The sequence below is a fragment of the Leifsonia sp. 1010 genome, assembly GCF_031455295.1.
Lineage (GTDB): Bacteria > Actinomycetota > Actinomycetes > Actinomycetales > Microbacteriaceae > Leifsonia.
Map to the genome: position 1 here is coordinate 263,266 of NZ_JAVDSL010000002.1, position 16,927 is coordinate 280,192.

The window sequence follows — 16,927 nt, forward strand, 5'->3', positions numbered from 1 at the left end:
TGGGGTGGGTCGGACCGTCATGGCTGTCGTCACCAAACGTCCGGAATGTTTGTTGTAGACTCCTGTTCTTATGGCAGAGATCGAGATCAGACCCGAAGACGCGACGGCCGCCGCGGGTCGGGTGGCCGCGGCCGCCGAAGGCATTCAGAGTGAGGGGTCGGTCTTTCAATCGGCTGCGGAGAGCGTGGCGTCATCGATGCGGTTCGCGTCCTTGCATAACGCGTTGTCGGAGTTGATGGAGGACCTCGTGAGTGTGCCTTCGGCGGTGAGCACGAACCTGAAGAAGGTGGCGCAGGCCGGCACAGCAGCGGTGGATGGCATGGTCGCGGTGGATCGTGATGGTGCGCTGACCTTCCGTGCGGCTGATTCGAATGTGGTGATGTTTTGATTCGCGAGGACGATCTGCGAGACCTGGAGGAGTTGAATCCGGCGGCGGTGTTGGATGCTGCGGTGGCGTCGCGGGATGTCGCTTCTCGGATGCTGACTCATGCGCAGGAGGCGGAGTCGGCGCAGGCGGTGTTCGTGGAGAGTTTCCGGTCGCGGAACATGCCGGACACCGTGACGAAGTATTTGAAGCCGGGCCGGGTGTCGCTTGAACGTGTCCATTCGACGGTGGAGGCGTTGTGCCAGGTGGTGGGTGGCGCGTTCCACGAGCATGGCGCTCTCGGGCGCCGGCGGCAGGAGTTGCTGGAGTCGATCCAGACGATGTACTCCCGTGATATCCCTCCGCTGTTGGAGAAGTGGGCGGCGGTTCACGGCGGGATCGGTTATCCGGAAGTCTCTGATGTGCCGGAAGCGGCGACGTTAGAGCGGAACGCGCGGGGCCAGGTCACCGCGTTCAACAAGGCTGTCGAAGCGTTCGCTGTGGAGTTCGAGCGGTCTGTGAGGGCGTTGCGGGTCGAGCCGGGGAATCCGGCGGCGGGACCGTCCCCGGTGTCGGCGTATGACCCTGACGCGAAAGCCAAGGAGCGCGCTCAGAAGATGGCGGACTGGCTCGAGTCGAAGCTCGGCACCGATTTCGATAACACCACGAGGCTGAGCGAAGAGGATGTCGCCAAGCTCACCAAGTTCCTGCAGGAGTGCGGTGGCGACCAGAAGGCGATGGAGGAGTTCTTCGGGAAGATCCCGCCGGGCGCCCTGACGAACCTGCTCTCCGGGATCGGCTGGGGAATGGCGCCGAGTTCGCCGACCAAGTCGGAGTCCGAGCAGCTCCTTCGACTCCTGCAGGGTGGCTTCGCGCTCGGCACCGCGTCGTGGAGCAAGGAGAAGGCCAAGAAGTTCGCGAAGACGTTCGCCTCCGCGAAGTCGTCCGAGGTGGCGGCGCTGGGGCAGCTGTTCAACGGGCCGCCCTTCCCAGGCCCGGAGGTGTCGCTTGCAGCAGCGCGTGCACTGCAGGAGCGGGAGAAGAAGGAGGGCGCCGATATGGTGTTCTCGTTCCCGCCGGGCTCGGGAACCCCGTTCGATGCCACCGGGGCCGTGTTCGAATCGCTGGGGCAGTATCCCGATCAGGCGTACACATTTATAGACACGCTCTCGTATGACGATTTCAATCGGTTGTATCGGGATCGCGACTGGCGGGACGACGGGTTCGCCGGAGTCAACGCGCTTCTGTTCGGCGCAAATCAGGCCACCGGCGGTGTGTTCTCTCACCCAACGGACCTGACGATTCAGAAGCGGATTGCGGAGCTGACGAGTCAGGGCTTTGACGGGCTGGTCAAGAACAAGGCGTTTGATGCGTCGAACGTCTCAGCGGATGGAAGCCGTTACCTGGCGGGAACCATCGGACTCAACCTGCCCGCCTTGACCGAGCGCCCTATCGGTGCCGACCCGGAAAACCGCGCCCCCGACTCCGAGAAGCTGACAGTGGCCGGCCTGGGCAAGCTCTTCGGTTCCTCGATCAGTGTGGACGCCCTGATCGAGCTGCTGGGGATCGCGTCCTCGCAGCCGGTCGGCGCCCATGTCCTGGGCGACGCCATCTCCCAGTACGAGCAGGCGCTGCTTGGACTGGCGAACTCCACTTCAGACCCCAATGTGGTCAGGGACGCGTTGACCCTCTATGGCCGCCTCGACGGCTTCACTCACGGGGCGATCGACGCCGGCACGTTGAGCCGCGCGACGGAGCTGGACGAGGAGAATGCCCGGGCGGCGGATACGATCGCTGCGCTTCTGGGCCTCATGCCGTTCCCAGCGGCGTCGGACGCGCTCAAGCTCGGCGGTGTTTTCGGGGAGGGCCTCAATCTGGGTCAGGATGTGGCGATGTCAAACCTCACCGACGCCGGGGCAGACGTGTTCCGAACCGACCACGCGGCAGAGACTTTGACGCAGTCGCGGTCGGATCGAGACTCCCGCGCGAAGCTCTCCGATTACACCGTCTATGGCACGATCGCGGAAACGATGCATATTCCCGGCGTCACAGGGCAAGCGCCCCTGAGTACGGACCCGGGCACAGCGCTGTCACAGGTGCAGGCGTGGCTGGATGCGAACCGGTCAGTCGTCAATCAGTGGGTACAGGAGCACACCGAGGTGCGTGCGGACATGATCGCACGAGACTGGTCCGACGCCTACGGGAACGCCCACGACAGGGGGCGGCCTTGATAATCGCGCGCAGGATAAATGTTGTGGTTCTCGCGGCGGCGGCGGGTGCGGTGCTGGCTGGGTGTGTGCCGGGGCCGACGGTGATGAAGACGCCGACGATCGTCTGGCAAGACGGGAAGCGTCCCTCCTCAGAGTTGGAGAACCATCCCGCGATCAAGACACTGCGAGCGGCGACGATCGGGGATGCGATGGCGTGGAACTCGGGCGACTTCACCATCAAGCAGCTGACGGACACCTATCGGTACGGAGGATCGATCGTTGACCGGTACGAGAATCAAAGGGACCATCCGTGGGTGTATCGAGGTCCACTGCCATTCGAGCCGGTGAAGGTGGACCGGCTGGCCAACGGTGATTATGACGTGACGGTGTGTGCGTTGCCGTTGAAGGACTGGACGATCACCACACCCGGACATGACTGGTCCGCGAACGAGAACCCATCAGAGCCGCACCTGGAGACCTGGTCAGTAGGGAGGTTCGAGAAGCTAGGTCTGCGGATAATCGGCGGTGGCGGCTCGTTGGACGAGTCGTGTGACCGGTCGACGATCCCGGTGGGGTTCTTCGACCCCCAACCGGTCCTTCCGAAAGGTCCGATCACCAAGCCCAAACGCGAGCCCTTCCCGGACTTCCGTTGATGGCGTCGACGTTGCGTCCGCGACACTACGCGAAGACGGTGCGGCCGTGATGATCGTGCGCAGTATAGGAGTTGTGGTTTTCGCGGCAGTGATGTGTGTGGTGCTGGGCGGGTGTGTGCCGGGGCCGACGGTGATGAAGACGCCGCGGATCGTGTGGCAGGACGGAAAGCGTCCGTCGTCGGAGTTGGAAAAGCACCCCGCGGTGAAGCTGCTGCGGGCGGCGATGATCGGGGATGCGATGGCCTGGAATTCGGGGGATTTCACGATCAAGCAGCTGACGGAAACGTATGAGGACGGTCATTCCATCGTTCAGGAGTATGAGGATCAGGGGGATGATCCGTGGGTGTATCGGGGCCCCCTGCCATTCGAGCCGGTAGAGGTGGAGGAGATCAATGGCATCGACTATGACGTGACCGTGTGTGCGTTGCCGTTGAAGGACTGGACGATCACTACGCCGGGTCATGACTGGGCTGCGAACCAAAATCCCTCGAAGCCGCACTTGGAGACGTGGCACATCGCAAAGTGCGAGAAGCTCGGGTTGCGGGTCATCGGCGGTGGCGGGGGGACGGACGAGGACTCGTGTGATGGGTCGACGATTCCGGTGGGGTTCTTCGATCCGCAACCGGTGGTGCCGAAGGGGCCGATCACCAAGCCCCAACGCGACCCTTTCCCGGATTTCCGTTGGTCGTGTCGTCACTGCCGGTTCATCGACCGTCTGCCTCACGCGACGTGACCAATCAGTGGGTCAGAACAGCCACGAGTTCCTGCTGATCCGATCGCGACGGCTCACGGCTCGATCGCGGCGAGCTTGTCGTCGAGCCCCGCCAGGAGCTCCTCCGCCCGCAGATCACATTCGGCGGCGAGCAGGGCGATTCCGGTCGCGGCCGATGCGCTCAACTGCCGCTCGTCGGCCTTCTCGCGGAGGTGGCGCGCCAGCAGGACCAGGTCGCGGTGGTCGCCGAGCGCATCCTGCACAGCCTCCGCCGCCGCGGCGATCCGCACCGCCTCCCGGCCGAGGTCGTCGACGACGGCCTCGGCGGCGTACCGCAGGCGCCGCGCCGCTTTCCGGGTCTCGTGCCGCTGCTCCAGCGTCCGGCCGGAGCGCTTCCTCACGCGTCGCGCGGCCTTTCCGAGCCCCTTCCTGACCACCCGCCGCGGGTGCTTCCGTCCCGGCTTCGCCAGCGGGGGATCGGCGGCGAAGGTCTGCAGATCGGCGAGGAGGGTCCGGTGGGCCCGGCCGTGCAGGTGCCGGAGCAGCCCTCCCAGCGCCCGTCCGTGCTCGGCGCGGGCCTCCGCGGCGAGCCCCTCCACCGCATCCACCAGCTCGGGCGCAGACTCGGCACCGAGCAGACCCTCCAGGTCGCGCGCCCGCACCTCGGCGTCGCGCACCCGCCCCAGCCGCTCGCCGAGTCGCTTCAGCCGGGCGCGCATGGCCCGCTGCTCTTCGCGGTCGAAGGCCGACCGGTACACGCTCAGGATGCTGCGCAAGCGCCGCACCCGCGTCCGCGCCTGGTGCACCGCATCCTCTCCGCCGGTCTCGATCGCCACCAGCTGCTCGGCCAACTCCGCCGAGACCCCCACGAGCGCGTACATGAGCACACCGTACAACCGCGGCTAGTCTGAGTGTCATGGCTGACCGCACCCCCTGGTCTCTGTCGGGCGCCCTCCGCGGGCTGTTCGCCAAGAAGACCATCGACGACGACACCTGGGACGACCTCGAGACGGCGCTCATCACGGCCGACTTCGGTCCGGACGTGACCGAGGCGGTCATCGACGACCTGCGCGCGAAGGTGGAGCGATATCACACGACCGATCCGGCCGACCTGCAGCGCATGCTGCGCGAGACGATGGAGGAGCGGCTGTCGAAGCTCGACACCACTCTGAAGCTGAGCGACCGCCCGGCGATCGTGCTGGTCGTCGGCGTCAACGGCGTCGGCAAGACGACCACCATCGGCAAGTTCGCGAAGTTCCTCCGCACGTACGACCGCTCGGTGGTCGTCGGCGCGGCCGACACGTTCCGAGCCGCCGCGGTCGAGCAGCTGGCGACCTGGGCCGAGCGCGCGGGTGCCGAGATCGTCCGCCCGCAGCAGCAGGGGCAGGACCCGGCCTCCGTCGCCTTCCAGACCGTCGAGAAGGCCAAGCGCGACGGTACCGAGATCGTCATCATCGACACCGCCGGGCGCCTGCAGACCAAGGGCGGCCTCATGGACGAGCTCTCCAAGATCAAGCGCGTCGTCGAGAAGCAGGCGCCGATCGCCGAGGTGCTGCTCGTGCTCGACGCGACGACCGGGCAGAACGGGCTAGCGCAGGCCGAAGCCTTCCTGGAGCACGCCGGTGTCACCGGGCTGGTGCTCACGAAGCTCGACGGCTCCGCGAAGGGCGGGTTCGTGCTCGCCGTGCAGGAGCGCACCGGCATCCCGATCAAGCTCGTGGGGCAGGGCGAGGGGATCAACGACCTGACCGGCTTCACGCCGCACGTCTTCGCACAGCAGCTGGTCGGATAGGGGAGCGTCATGGCGATCGAGCATGATTTCTTCGGCCTCATCGACGAGACGGCCAGCGGTGGACTCGCCTGGGACGACACCGTCGAGCTGGGCGACCAGACCGTCGACGTCGAGCTCCTGGCCGACGACGAGAGCGGCGTCCCCGAGTTCGCGCTCGACTCTGCTGCTGCGCTCATTCAGGCGCTGGAGGGCTTCGATGCGCGGGCCCGGGATGCGCTGGTCGCCGAGCTGAGCTCGCGGCAGTCCGCGACCTCCAGCTACATCGACGAGCACGTCGACAAGCTGGGGGACAGCCTGGTCGATCTGCTGGTCTACAACTCGGGCGACATCGCCATCGACGTGCTGCGTTCCCTGCAGCTGATGAGCGTCGTCATCCAGGCGGACCACTCGGATGAGGACGAGGTGTTCGCGACGTTCGACTACTCCATCGCCCCGGACGAGTCGGATGCGCTGCTCACCGTCGCCTTCGACGTGCGGGGCGACGTGGTCTCGGTGGAGACGTCGGGCGACTGACCGACGCTCACGGCGCGTAGCCAACGTGGCCCGATAAGATATACGGATCATGGCTACTTTCGGGACGCTGTCCGACCGTCTTGCGGACACCTTCAAGAACCTTCGCACCAAAGGCAAGCTGTCGCCGGCGGATGTCGACGGCACCGTGCGCGAGATCCGTCGCGCACTGCTCGACGCCGACGTGGCGCTCCCGGTGGTCAAGGACTTCACCGCGAAGGTGCGCGAGCGCGCGCTGAGCGACGAGGTCAACAAGGCTCTCAACCCGGCCCAGCAGGTCGTGCAGATCGTCAACGAGGAGCTCGTCGCCATCCTGGGCGGCCAGCAGCGCCGGCTGCAGTTCGCCAAGCGGCCTCCGACGGTCATCATGCTCGCCGGCCTCCAGGGTGCCGGAAAGACGACGCTCGCGGGCAAGCTCGGCAAGTGGCTGGTGAAGGACGGGCACACCCCGCTCCTGGTCGCCGCCGACCTCCAGCGCCCGAACGCCGTGACCCAGCTCCAGATCGTCGGCGAGCAGGCCGGCGTCCCGGTGTTCGCGCCGGAGCCCGGCAACGGCGTCGGCAACCCGGTGAAGGTCGCCAAGGACGCCTTGAAGTTCGCGGAGACCAAGCAGTACGACACGGTCGTCATCGACACCGCCGGCCGTCTCGGCGTCGACGCCGAGCTGATGAAGCAGGCGGCCGACATCCGCAAGGCGACCGACCCCGACGAGGTGCTGTTCGTCATCGACGCCATGATCGGTCAGGATGCCGTCGCGACCGCGAAGGCGTTCCAGGACGGCGTCGACTTCACCGGCGTCGTGCTCTCCAAGCTCGACGGTGACGCCCGAGGCGGTGCCGCCCTCTCGGTCGCGTCGGTCACCGGCCGTCCGATCATCTTCGCCTCGACCGGTGAGAACCTCGACGACTTCGAGCCGTTCCACCCGGACCGCATGGCGTCGCGCATTCTCGACCTCGGCGACATCCTCACCCTCATCGAGCAGGCCCAGCAGGCCTTCGACGAGGAGGAGGCGCGCAAGGTCGCTGAGAAGTTCGCGACCGACAGCTTCACCCTCGACGACTTCCTCAAGCAGATGCAGCAGCTGCGCAACATGGGGTCGATCAAGAAGATGATGGGGATGCTGCCCGGTGCCGGCCAGATGAAGCAGCAGCTCGACCAGTTCGACGAGCGCGAGATCGTGCGGACGGAGGCCATCATCCAGTCGATGACGAAGGCCGAGCGCACCAACCCGAAGCTGCTCAACGGCTCGCGTCGCCTGCGCATCGCGAAGGGCTCCGGCACGACCGTCACCGAGGTCAATCAGCTGGTCAGCCGGTTCGAGCAGGCCGCCAAGATGATGAAGACCGTCGCCAAGGGCGGCGTGCCGAACGTCCCCGGCATGGGCCCCATCCCCGGTGCCTCGTACGCCGGGCGCAAGCAGCAGAAGAACAAGAAGAAGGGTTCCCGTTCGGGCAACCCGGCCAAGCGCGCGGCGGAGAACGCCGCGCTGGCCTCCGGCGTCAAGGCGGCCGGTACGCCGAGCGGCAGCGGGTTCGGGCTGGGCGGTGGCGCCGCGGCGCCGCAGGCAACACCGGCCGGCGGTCCGTCCGAGGAGGAGTTGGCCGCTCTGCAGAAGTTCCTGGGTCGCTGACCCGGGGCTCGCTGCGCGCTACAGCGCCAGGTTGAGCGGCTGGAGCTTCGACTCGATGGTCTGCGCCACGACCTTCTGACCGGCCGCATTCGGGTGGATGCCGTCCGCCTGGAGCAGCTCCGGGTGCCCGACGAGCGGGAAGCCGATGTCGAGCCAGGTGCCGTCGACGCCGCGCACCGCGTCCCCGACGATGTCGTCGACGCGGGTCATGGTCGCGGGCGGCTGGTCGGAGCCCCAGATGCCGGTGATGCCGACGATCGTCGCGTCAGGGAAGCGCTCACGCAGCTCCCGCAGCATCCGGTCGGCGTTCGCGGTGACAGCGGCCGGGTCCTGTTCGCGGTCGTTGCGGGTGGCGGCGAGGAGGATCACCTGCGGGTGGAGGCGGAGCGCCGCATCCACCTGCTGACGGTAGGTCGTGCCGTTCCAGCCCGGCTTGACGAACCCGGAGCCGGAAACGGCGAGGTCGGTCAGCTGCCAGCCGTGCGCCTCGGAGACGAGCGCGGGCCAGGCCTGATCGGCCGTCACGCCCTTGCCGAAGGCGATCGAATCGCCGATCGCGACGGCGTCGACGATGCCCGACGCATCCCGTCCGACGCTGCCGGCGTCCGGCGCGGCGACGGCGGTCGCCTGCGCCGCGACGGGGTGGGCGGTCGGGGCGGACGCGCAACCGGCGAGAGCGAGCAGTGCCACCGTCAGGGCCGCGGGCGCGAGCAGGGGGAGCCGGGTGCTGAGCGGGCGCGGGCGGCGTCGGGTGAGGGTGCGCACGGGTGCGAGGCTAGACGGTCCAAGCTGCGAGAACGCTGTGTCTCACTTCTCGGCGTGTCGGCCCGGTGGTAGCGGTCGCCGTCAGCGGTCCACGAGCTGCGAGCCGATGCCACGAACGACCGCGTTAGCGATGAGCTGCTGACCCTCGACGGTGGGATGCACCTGGTCGCTGATCAGCAGCTCGGGATGCCCGGCGAACGGCTGGCCCAGCTCCACCCAGGAGCCGCCCACATCGAGGACGGCCGCCTGCACGGTCCGCGAGATGACCGGGACTTGCGCGGGGGTGGGATCGGAGCCCCAGAGGGCGCTGACGCCGACGATTCGCGCCTCGGGGAGCGCCTCACGCAACCGGTGCAGCGCTGCAGTGGCCGCTCGCTGCAGGTCGGGCGTCGATGCGAAGACGTCGTTGCGCGTCGCTCCGACGATCACGACATCCGGATGGAGGCGGATCACCGCGCTGACCTGATCGTCGAACGTGTGCGTGTTGAGGCCCTTCACGGTGAACCCTGCCGCACTCTCCGCGAAGTCGCTCAGCGTCCAGTCGAGCCGATCCGCGACGAGCAGGGGCCACGCGTCTTCGGCGGGCACACCGTAACCGATGGCGATCGAGTCACCGATCGCTGCGGCGGTCACCCCACGGGAGGAGGACGCGGGGGAGGGCGAGGGCACCGACGCCGAATGCGTCGGCGACCCGCTCGGCGACGCGGGCGCGGCGGACGGCGCGCATGCACTGAGAGCGCTGCCGACGACGACGGCGAGGAGGATGGCCAGCAGGGCAGGGCGGGGACGTCGGAACCTCACCCGATCCACCCTAAGCGTCCCGTCCGAGCCGCTCTCACAGGCTCAGCTTCGCGGCGACGACCGCCGCGATCGCCTGCTGGCCGGGGAGGGTGGGATGCTCGTCGTCGTCCTGCACGAGCCCGGCTTTGCCGCGATAGGGCTGCCCGAGGTCGAGCCACGCGCCGCCGGCGTCGAGGACCGCCTGTCGCAGCGCCGTGTCGCCCGCGGCGAGCTCCTCGTCGCTCGCCTGACCGCTGAGCGCGTTGAATCCCGCGATCCGGGCGTCCGGAAGGGCTGCGGCGAGACGGTCGACCGTCGAGCGCATGGCCGTGCTCAGCCGGTCGGGGTCGGTGCCGAGGTCGTTGTCGGACGCGCCGATGAGGACGAGATCCGGCTGGGCGGCGATCGCCGCATCCACCTGGCCGGAGAAGTCATGCCCGTCGGATCCCTCGGCGACGAAGCCGGCGCCGGGCACGCTGAGGTTGTCCAGCCGCCAGCCGTGGTCCGAGGCGAGGAGGGCCGGCCAGGCCTCGGAGGGGTCGAGCCCGAGACCCGACTCGATCGAGTCACCGATCACAGCGACGTGCTCCGGCGTCGCGGTGGAGGACGATGTCGCCGGCTGCGTGGCCAGAGCGGCGTTGGAGGCCGCTTTCGCCGAGGCGCATCCCGAGAGGGCGGTCAGCGCCAGGAGGGCGGCCGTCATCGCGGTGGCCGCTGCCGCGAGGGGGCGTCGGGCGAGCATGACCACACCGTACGCCCGGAGGCTATGGGTGGGCTTTGCCGGATCCGTGGATCGGCTCGGGGTCTCTTCGCTGAACGATCAGCGGGCGAGGCCGTTGCGCAGCTCGTGCGTCAGCGAGCTGACCACGGCCTGCAGGCTCCCGCCGTTCTGCTCCGCGACGGCGAGCTGCCGTTGGTAGCTGGCGCCGGTGTCCAGGATGGTGAGGACCGTCGCCAGCTCGTCGACGCATCCCAGCCGCTCGGCTTCCGGTTGCAGGTCGTCCACCAGTTCGCGCAGGGAGTCCGAGACGAGCCGCTCGCTGCCGTCCGGCGCCTGGATGATCTCGGCGTCGAGGCCGTAGCGGGCGGCACGCCACTTGTTCTCGCGGACGAACCAGGGCTGCAGCGTGACCGGCTCGACGCCCGCGTCGAGCTGTCCCGACATCCGATCCGTCAGGCAGTGGATCAGCGCGGAGACCGCGCCGACCTCGTCGGGCGTCGACAGCCCGTCGCAGGCGCGCATCTCGACCGTTCCCCACTTCGGCGACGGGCGGATGTCCCAGCGCACCTCGGAGTGATCCTCCACGACGCCCGTCGTGACCAGGTCCTCGACATAGGCCTCGTAGTTGGCCCAGGTGCCGAACTGCCAGGGCAGGCCGGCGGTGGGCAGCTGCTGGAACATGAGCGCGCGGTTCGAGGCGTACCCCGTGCGAGCGCCCGCCCAGAACGGGCTGGACGCGCTGAGCGCCTGCAGGTGCGGGTAGTACGTGAGCAGACCGTTGACGATCGGCAGGGCCTTGTCGACCGAGTCGATGCCGACGTGCACGTGCACGCCCCAGATCATCATCTGCCGCCCCCACCACTGGGTGCGGTCGAGCAGCCGGTCGTACCGCTCGTTCGGCGTCACCTTCTGGTCGAACCACTGGGCGAAGGGATGCGTCCCCGCGCACATCAACTCGACGCCGAGCGGGTCGGTGACACCCCGGACCAAGCCGATGAGCTCCTGCAGGTCGGTGATCGCCGCGGGCACCGTGCGGTGCACCCGGCTGACCAGCTCCACCGTGTTCATCAGCAGCTCATGGGTGATCTGGGGATGCTCCCGGCCGTCGGGCGTGCCCAGCTCGCGCAGCACGTCGTCGGCGATCTGGACCAGGTCGCCCGTCGAGCCGTCGACGAGGGCGATCTCCCACTCGATGCCGACAGTGGAGCGCTCGGACTCCGAGAAATCGATCTGCATGCGGTCGTTCCATCCGTCCGATTGTTCAAAGCAGCGCAGTATCTGACAGAATAGCTAGTTGAGTTCGACGTACCCGACCCTCTATCCGGTGCGGCGGACGAACATAGACCTCCTGCCGCGTGTGCCCCCACGCCCACGGCAGTCAGTTCGATACAACTCATCCACTCACACAGGAGAATCGTGGCTGTCAAAATCCGTCTGAAGCGCCTGGGCAAGATCCGCGCTCCGTACTACCGCATCGTCGTCGCCGACTCGCGCACCAAGCGCGATGGTCGCGTGATCGAGGAGATCGGTCTGTACCACCCGACCGAGGAGCCCTCGCGCATCGAGGTCGACTCCGAGCGTGCGCAGTACTGGCTCGGCGTCGGCGCCCAGCCGACCGAGCAGGTCACCGCGCTGCTCAAGCTCACCGGCGACTGGGGTCGCTTCAAGGGCGACAAGAACGCCGTGAGCACCGTCAAGGTCGCCGAGGGCAAGGCCGAGTTCGTCGCCGACGAGAAGAAGAAGCCGGTCCTCAAGCCCAAGGCCGAGAAGCCCGCCGAGGTCGCCGCCGAGGCGGAGGCCGTCGTCGAGGCCGAGGTCGAGCGCGAGGAGGCCGCCGAGGCCAACGTCGTCGCCGAGGCCGAAGCCATCGCCGACGACGCGTCCGACGAGAAGGCCTGACGTCTTGCTCGCACCCGCGCTCACGCACCTGGTCAAGGGGATCGTCGATCACCCTGACGACGTCCACGTCGTGGCCAAGAGCTCTCCGCGTGGCGAGGTCCTCGAGGTTCGTGTGAACCCCGAGGACCTCGGCCGGGTGATCGGCCGCTCCGGCCGCACGGCGAAGGCTCTCCGTACGCTCGTTGCCGCGCTGGCCGATGGCCGGCGCGTCCGTGTCGACGTCGTCGACGACTGAGGTGGCGGACCACAAACTGCCTCGCAAGGAGGTCGCCCCCCGGCCCGGTCAGACCGAGCTGCGTGTCGGGCGCCTCACGAAGGCGCACGGCCTCAAGGGCGCCATCAAGCTGGAGCTCTACACGGACGAACCGGAGAAGCGGTTCGTCCCGGGTGCGGTGTTCACCCTGCAGGTGCCCACCGCATCCAAGTGGCACGGCAAGACGCTCGAACTCCGCGAGCTCCGCTGGTACAACGGCCACCCGGTCGGGTTCTTCGCCGGCGTCGACGACCGTACGGAGGCCGAGACGCTCATCAAGGCGATCCTCTGGGTCAGCCAGGACGCCACGCAGCTCCCGGACGAGGAAGACGCCTGGTACGACCACCAGCTGGTCGGGCTCGACGCGGTGCGCGACGGCGTGACGGTCGGACGCGTGGCTCGTGTCGACCACCTGCCCGCACAGGACCTGCTGGCCATCGCGACGGGCGACGGTGAGGTGCTCGTGCCGTTCGTGAAGGCGATCGTCCCGGAGGTCGACATCGCCGCCGGAACCGTCACGCTGACTCCGCCCGCGGGGCTCTTCGAGGAGCTGCCGGACGACGAGCCGGAGACGGAGCCTGTGGGCGACGCCGAGCCGGAGGCCGATTCCGAAGGCGAAGCCGCCGGGCCTACGTCCGACGACTGATCCACGACGCGAAGAGGGCGACCCGAACGGGTCGCCCTCTTCCCTTTCCCGCCGGCTCGTGGACAGAATGCGGCATGACCGCGTACGTGATCGACGCTCCCGCAGCCGTCCGGCTGGCCGAGTCCGGGTGGAGCGGACCGGAGGCGCTGCTGGCGCCGACGCTCCTCCGGTCGCAGACCTTGTCACTTCTGCACGCGGACGCGCGCTCAGGACGGCGTGAACCGGCGGACGCCCGGACACTGCTCGCGGCCGTCGACCGGCTTCCCGTGCGGTTGCTCGGCGACCGTGTGCTGCGGCGTAACGCCTGGCTGGTGGCGGACGAACTGGGCTGGGCGCAGACCGAGGCCGCGGAGTACGTCGCGCTGACCCGGCTCCACGGCGACGCGCTGGTGAGCGGCGAACCGCAGATCTATGCGGGCGCTGGGGCGCTCGTCCGGATCGTGCCGGTCACCGATGTGATCGGCTGAGCGTCAGGAGACGATAGCGAGACCGCGCCCGCGCAGCGAGCGGGCGTCGGCACCTAAAGCGCCCACCAGGCGGTCATGGGTGCCGACGACGTGCTCGTGGATGCGAGCGGCGGCCTCGTCCGCCTGCCGCGCGGCGACCAGGGCGAGGATCTCCCGGTGCTCGCTCGTGGCGCCCTCGTCGCGGGCGACAAGCCACCGCGCGCGGGCGAGGCGGGTCATGGCGTCCGCGACCGCGTCCGCGAAGAACGCATTGCCGGAGAGAGCGGCGAGCCGGACGTGGAACTCGGTCCCGGTCCGCACGGCGCCGTCGGGGGAATGGTCCTCCGCCCACCCGTCCAGGTGCTCGTGCAGAGTGGCGATCGCGCCGTCCGAGGCGCGAGCGCAGCTGAGCCGCACGGCGGCCGTCTCGACCGCATCCCGGAACTCGCTCAGGCGCGCGATCTCGCCGAGGTCGATCGGCGAGACCTGCCAGCCACGCCCATCGCGGCCGACGAGTCCATCCGACTCCAACCGCATGAGCGCCGACCGCAGGGGAGTTCGGGATGCGCCGAGTTCCCCCTCGAGACCGCGCTCGGTGAGACGCGAGCCTGGGATGCGGTCGAGGTCGAGGATCTCGGCGCGGAGGCGGTCGTAGACGCGGGAAGCCTCGGCGGCGGGCAGTGGCTCGGACATCGGGACTCCTTTGGTATACCGGCATGGTATACCGCTAGGGTATACCCATGTTCGCCCGAACCGTGCGTCGTCCCCGCCCGTGGCTCATGCTGGCCTTCGGCGTCCTCGCCCAGGCGAGCTCGACCGTCTTCGTGTCGACCCCGGCGTTCCTGATCCCGCTGCTGCACACCGAGCGCGGGCTGAGCCTGGCGCAGGCGGGGCTGCTCGCGTCCGCTCCCACTCTGGGCCTCGTGCTCACGTTGATCGCCTGGGGGGCGCTGAGCGACCGGATCGGGGAGCGCTGGGTGATCGCGTCGGGACTCGCCCTCACCGCACTGGCGGCCGTCGCCGCCATGTTCGTCGACTCGTACGTCGCGCTCGGCGCCCTGTTCCTGGTCGGAGGGATGGCGTCCGCCAGCCCCAACGCGGCGAGCGGGCGCGTAGTCATCGGCTGGTTCCCGAAAGAGCGGCGGGGGCTGGCGATGGGCATCCGCCAGATGTGCCAGCCGCTCGGCGTGGCGATCGCCGCGGTCAGCGTGCCGCTGCTCGCGGCGTCCGGGGGCATCGCCGCAGCGCTGATCGTGCCCGCCGTCCTCTGCGGTGTGTCCGCGGTGCTCTGCGCGATCGGCATCGTCGATCCGCCACGGCCGCCGCGGAAGGCCGCCGCGGGAGAGGATGCGCATCCCCAGGCCGTGTGGCGGCCGTACCGGGAGACGTCGCTGCTGTGGCGCATCCACGCGGTCTCCATGCTGCTCGTCGTTCCGCAGTTCACGGTCTCCACCTTCGGGCTCGTGTGGCTCGTGTCGCAGCTGCACTTCTCGCCGCTCGCCGCGGGCATCGTGATCGGTGTCAGTCAGTTCGCCGGTGCGATCGGGCGGATCGGCGTCGGGGTGCTCAGCGACCGGGTGGGCAGCCACCTGCGACCGCTGCGCTGGGTCAGCGTCTGCGCCGTCGCGGTCATGCTGCTGATGGCGGCGGCGTCCGCCCTCGGGTCCGTCGCGGCTGCCGTCATCCTCATCGTCGCGGCGATCGTCACCGTCGCCGACAACGGCCTGGCCTACACGTCGGTCGCCGAGATCGCGGGACCCTTCTGGTCGGGCCGTGCGCTGGGGGCGCAGAACACCGGTCAGTTCCTCGCCGCATCGGTTGTCGGACCGGCCGTCGGCGCCCTGATCGGCTGGGTGGGGTATCCCGTCGCCTTCGCGGTTGTCGCGCTGTGTCCCGCGGTGGCGACCCCGCTCGTCCCGCGTGATCGCGAGCTGGCGGTCGTCCCGGCCTAGCGCCGGCGCCCTTCTAGACTTTCCCCATGCGCATCGACATCGTCACGATCTTCCCGACCTTCTTCGATGTGCTCGACATCTCCCTGCTCGGCAAGGCCCGGCAGTCCGGCCTCATCGAGCTCGGCGTCCACGACCTGCGCGACCACACGCACGACCGGCACCGGACGGTCGACGACACCCCGTACGGCGGGGGAGCCGGCATGGTCATGAAGCCGGAGCCGTGGGGCGAGGCGCTCGACGGCATCCTGAACGGCGCGTCCGACCCCGTCGTGATCTTCCCGTCGCCGGCCGGGGAGGTCTTCACCCAGTCGATCGCGCGCGAGCTGGCGCAGGAGCAGCACCTGGTGTTCGGCTGCGGGCGCTACGAGGGGATCGATCAGCGCGTCTTCGACGACACCGCGGCTCGCGCGCGGGTGCGGCTCATGAGCATCGGGGACTACGTGCTCAACGGCGGGGAGGTCGCGACGATGGCGATGATCGAGGCGGTCGGCCGGCTCATCCCGGGCGTCGTCGGCAACCCCGAGAGCCTCGTCGAGGAGTCGCACGAGGACGGGCTGCTCGAGTACCCCAGCTACACGAAGCCGGCCGTCTGGCGCGGCCGGGAGGTTCCTCCCGTGCTGCTCTCCGGCAACCACGGGGCCGTCGACGCGTGGCGTCGCGAGCAGCAGCTCGAGCGCACGCGCGCCGTCCGCCCCGACCTCCTCCCGTGAGCGTCCTGCCGCGCCTCCCAGCCAACAGCTCCTGAGTTTTTCGGCTCCCATCCGCGTTTCGGAGCGAAAAACTCAGGAGCTGTTCGCTGGGGTCAGGGGGCGGTGAGGACGAGGGGGCCGTCGTCGGTGATGGCGACGGTGTGCTCGGAGTGCGCGCCGCGGGAGCCGTCGGCGCTGCGGAGAGTCCAGCCGTCTCGGTCGGTGTAGATCTCGTCCGTCGTCTCCAGGAACCACGGCTCGATCGCGACGACGAGTCCCGGGCGCAGGGGATAGCCGCGCCCGGCGCGTCCGTCGTTCGAGATGTGCGGGTCGCCGTGCATCGTCCGGCCGACGCCGTGGCCGCCGAACTGCGTGTTGATCGAGTAGCCCTCCGCGTGTGCGACGGCGGCGATGGCCGCGGAGATGTCTCCGATCCGTCCGCCCGGCTGCGCCGCCTCGATGCCCGCCGTCAGCGCGCGACGGGTCGTGTCGATGAGGCGGAGGTCCTCGTCGCGCGGAGTGCCCACGACCAGGCTGACGGCCGAGTCGGCGACCCAGCCGTCGACGCTCGCCGCGAAGTCGAGGGTCAGGAGGTCGCCGTCCTGCAGGCGGTAGTCGTGCGGGAGGCCGTGCAGCACGGCATCGTTGACGGAGGTGCAGATCACCTTCCCGAACGGGCTGGCACCGAACGACGGGTGGTAGTCGATGTAGCAGGACTCGGCGCCGCGGCGACGGATGAGGTCGTGCGCGAGCGCGTCCAGCTCCAGCAGGTTCACGCCGACGTGGGCCGCCGCGGCCGTCTGCGCGAGCACATCGGCGACGAAGCGGCCGGCCGGTCGCATCTGCTCGATCTCGGCGGGCGTCCTCAGCTCGATCACGGTGGCTCCTCTCGGTTTCCTGCCCAC

Annotated in this window: 20 protein-coding genes; 13 read left to right on the plus strand and 7 right to left on the minus strand. The window is 68.9% G+C overall.

Annotated features, from left to right (window positions below; genetic code table 11):
* Window positions 1-70 precede the first annotated feature (70 nt).
* Genes J2Y42_RS11975 through J2Y42_RS11990 form a run of 4 tightly spaced genes read left to right on the plus strand, consistent with a single transcriptional unit; the run spans window position 71 to window position 3,960 of the window.
* Window positions 71-388, plus strand: coding sequence for a hypothetical protein (locus J2Y42_RS11975; RefSeq protein WP_309858794.1), 318 nt, complete (start codon window positions 71-73; stop codon window positions 386-388).
* On the plus strand, window positions 385-2,595 hold the full coding sequence (locus J2Y42_RS11980; RefSeq protein WP_309858796.1) for a hypothetical protein: 2,211 nt from the start codon (window positions 385-387) through the stop codon (window positions 2,593-2,595). Before J2Y42_RS11975 ends, J2Y42_RS11980 begins: the two co-directional genes overlap by 4 nt.
* Window positions 2,596-2,618: 23 nt before the next feature.
* On the plus strand, window positions 2,619-3,227 hold the full coding sequence (locus J2Y42_RS11985) for a hypothetical protein (protein WP_309858799.1): 609 nt from the start codon (window positions 2,619-2,621) through the stop codon (window positions 3,225-3,227).
* Between the two features lie 46 nt (window positions 3,228-3,273).
* Window positions 3,274-3,960: a hypothetical protein gene (locus J2Y42_RS11990; protein WP_309858802.1), complete on the plus strand. Its 687-nt coding sequence runs from the start codon at window positions 3,274-3,276 to the stop codon at window positions 3,958-3,960.
* Between the two features lie 53 nt (window positions 3,961-4,013).
* On the opposite strand, the gene J2Y42_RS11995 is transcribed toward J2Y42_RS11990, so the two are convergent.
* Window positions 4,014-4,820 carry a CHAD domain-containing protein gene (locus J2Y42_RS11995; RefSeq protein WP_309858805.1) on the minus strand — a complete coding sequence of 269 codons (807 nt, stop codon included), beginning with the start codon at window positions 4,818-4,820 and terminating at the stop codon, window positions 4,014-4,016.
* A 35-nt stretch (window positions 4,821-4,855) separates the two neighbouring features.
* On the opposite strand from J2Y42_RS11995, the gene ftsY reads away from it, so the two are divergent.
* From ftsY to ffh, 3 genes are read left to right on the plus strand one after another with little or no spacing between them, the layout of a single operon-like run.
* Entirely contained in the window at window positions 4,856-5,731 is an 876-nt protein-coding gene (gene ftsY, locus J2Y42_RS12000; RefSeq protein ID WP_018190678.1) for a signal recognition particle-docking protein FtsY, read from the plus strand.
* Window positions 5,732-5,740: 9 nt separating this feature from the next.
* Window positions 5,741-6,244 (plus strand): DUF2004 domain-containing protein, encoded by a 504-nt coding sequence (locus J2Y42_RS12005; RefSeq protein WP_309858811.1) that lies wholly within the window; start codon window positions 5,741-5,743, stop codon window positions 6,242-6,244.
* 49 nt (window positions 6,245-6,293) lie between these two features.
* Complete coding sequence (gene ffh, locus J2Y42_RS12010; RefSeq protein ID WP_309858813.1) at window positions 6,294-7,871, plus strand: signal recognition particle protein; 1,578 nt, start codon at window positions 6,294-6,296, stop codon at window positions 7,869-7,871.
* Between the two features lie 18 nt (window positions 7,872-7,889).
* On the opposite strand, the gene J2Y42_RS12015 is transcribed toward ffh, so the two are convergent.
* The 4 genes from J2Y42_RS12015 to J2Y42_RS12030 form a co-directional block, all read right to left on the minus strand.
* Window positions 7,890-8,636 (minus strand): GDSL-type esterase/lipase family protein, encoded by a 747-nt coding sequence (locus tag J2Y42_RS12015; RefSeq protein ID WP_309858816.1) that lies wholly within the window; start codon window positions 8,634-8,636, stop codon window positions 7,890-7,892.
* Between the two features lie 81 nt (window positions 8,637-8,717).
* A complete protein-coding gene (locus tag J2Y42_RS12020) occupies window positions 8,718-9,437 on the minus strand; it encodes an SGNH/GDSL hydrolase family protein (RefSeq protein WP_309858819.1) in 720 nt (239 codons plus the stop codon).
* 34 nt (window positions 9,438-9,471) lie between these two features.
* Window positions 9,472-10,158, minus strand: coding sequence for an SGNH/GDSL hydrolase family protein (locus J2Y42_RS12025; RefSeq protein ID WP_309858822.1), 687 nt, complete (start codon window positions 10,156-10,158; stop codon window positions 9,472-9,474).
* Between the two features lie 78 nt (window positions 10,159-10,236).
* Window positions 10,237-11,373, minus strand: a complete 1,137-nt coding sequence (locus tag J2Y42_RS12030; protein ID WP_309858827.1) for a glutamate--cysteine ligase — start codon at window positions 11,371-11,373, stop codon at window positions 10,237-10,239.
* Between the two features lie 180 nt (window positions 11,374-11,553).
* Between J2Y42_RS12030 and rpsP the strand changes: the two genes are divergently transcribed.
* From rpsP to J2Y42_RS12050, 4 genes are all read left to right on the plus strand, one after another.
* Window positions 11,554-12,036, plus strand: coding sequence for a 30S ribosomal protein S16 (gene rpsP / locus J2Y42_RS12035; protein ID WP_309858829.1), 483 nt, complete (start codon window positions 11,554-11,556; stop codon window positions 12,034-12,036).
* A 4-nt stretch (window positions 12,037-12,040) separates the two neighbouring features.
* On the plus strand, window positions 12,041-12,271 hold the full coding sequence (locus J2Y42_RS12040; RefSeq protein WP_018190686.1) for an RNA-binding protein: 231 nt from the start codon (window positions 12,041-12,043) through the stop codon (window positions 12,269-12,271).
* A complete protein-coding gene (gene rimM, locus J2Y42_RS12045; RefSeq protein WP_309858834.1) occupies window positions 12,234-12,935 on the plus strand; it encodes a ribosome maturation factor RimM in 702 nt (233 codons plus the stop codon). The genes J2Y42_RS12040 and rimM overlap by 38 nt, the downstream gene beginning before the upstream one ends.
* Window positions 12,936-13,009: 74 nt before the next feature.
* A complete protein-coding gene (locus tag J2Y42_RS12050; RefSeq protein WP_309858836.1) occupies window positions 13,010-13,402 on the plus strand; it encodes a hypothetical protein in 393 nt (130 codons plus the stop codon).
* Window positions 13,403-13,405: 3 nt separating this feature from the next.
* Here J2Y42_RS12050 and J2Y42_RS12055 read toward each other — a convergent pair whose 3' ends face one another.
* On the minus strand, window positions 13,406-14,074 hold the full coding sequence (locus tag J2Y42_RS12055; RefSeq protein WP_309858839.1) for a GntR family transcriptional regulator: 669 nt from the start codon (window positions 14,072-14,074) through the stop codon (window positions 13,406-13,408).
* 47 nt (window positions 14,075-14,121) lie between these two features.
* Between J2Y42_RS12055 and J2Y42_RS12060 the strand changes: the two genes are divergently transcribed.
* Window positions 14,122-15,333 (plus strand): MFS transporter, encoded by a 1,212-nt coding sequence (locus J2Y42_RS12060; protein ID WP_309858841.1) that lies wholly within the window; start codon window positions 14,122-14,124, stop codon window positions 15,331-15,333.
* Window positions 15,334-15,359: 26 nt separating this feature from the next.
* Complete coding sequence (gene trmD, locus J2Y42_RS12065) at window positions 15,360-16,043, plus strand: tRNA (guanosine(37)-N1)-methyltransferase TrmD (protein ID WP_309858844.1); 684 nt, start codon at window positions 15,360-15,362, stop codon at window positions 16,041-16,043.
* Between the two features lie 92 nt (window positions 16,044-16,135).
* Here trmD and map read toward each other — a convergent pair whose 3' ends face one another.
* On the minus strand, window positions 16,136-16,900 hold the full coding sequence (map, locus tag J2Y42_RS12070; RefSeq protein ID WP_089875473.1) for a type I methionyl aminopeptidase: 765 nt from the start codon (window positions 16,898-16,900) through the stop codon (window positions 16,136-16,138).
* Window positions 16,901-16,927 lie beyond the last annotated feature (27 nt).

Excerpts from the sequence above, each read along its gene's own strand:
- J2Y42_RS11975 (WP_309858794.1), top strand. The coding sequence starts at position 71 with ATGGCAGAGATCGAGATCAGACCCGAAGACGCGACGGCCGCCGCGGGT.
- J2Y42_RS11995 (WP_309858805.1), bottom strand. The coding sequence starts at position 4,820 with ATGTACGCGCTCGTGGGGGTCTCGGCGGAGTTGGCCGAGCAGCTGGTG.
- ftsY (WP_018190678.1), top strand. The coding sequence starts at position 4,856 with ATGGCTGACCGCACCCCCTGGTCTCTGTCGGGCGCCCTCCGCGGGCTG.
- J2Y42_RS12005 (WP_309858811.1), top strand. The coding sequence starts at position 5,741 with ATGGCGATCGAGCATGATTTCTTCGGCCTCATCGACGAGACGGCCAGC.
- ffh (WP_309858813.1), top strand. The coding sequence starts at position 6,294 with ATGGCTACTTTCGGGACGCTGTCCGACCGTCTTGCGGACACCTTCAAG.
- J2Y42_RS12025 (WP_309858822.1), bottom strand. The coding sequence starts at position 10,158 with ATGCTCGCCCGACGCCCCCTCGCGGCAGCGGCCACCGCGATGACGGCC.
- J2Y42_RS12030 (WP_309858827.1), bottom strand. The coding sequence starts at position 11,373 with ATGCAGATCGATTTCTCGGAGTCCGAGCGCTCCACTGTCGGCATCGAG.
- rimM (WP_309858834.1), top strand. The coding sequence starts at position 12,234 with ATGGCCGGCGCGTCCGTGTCGACGTCGTCGACGACTGAGGTGGCGGAC.
- J2Y42_RS12050 (WP_309858836.1), top strand. The coding sequence starts at position 13,010 with ATGACCGCGTACGTGATCGACGCTCCCGCAGCCGTCCGGCTGGCCGAG.
- J2Y42_RS12055 (WP_309858839.1), bottom strand. The coding sequence starts at position 14,074 with ATGTCCGAGCCACTGCCCGCCGCCGAGGCTTCCCGCGTCTACGACCGC.
- J2Y42_RS12060 (WP_309858841.1), top strand. The coding sequence starts at position 14,122 with ATGTTCGCCCGAACCGTGCGTCGTCCCCGCCCGTGGCTCATGCTGGCC.
- trmD (WP_309858844.1), top strand. The coding sequence starts at position 15,360 with ATGCGCATCGACATCGTCACGATCTTCCCGACCTTCTTCGATGTGCTC.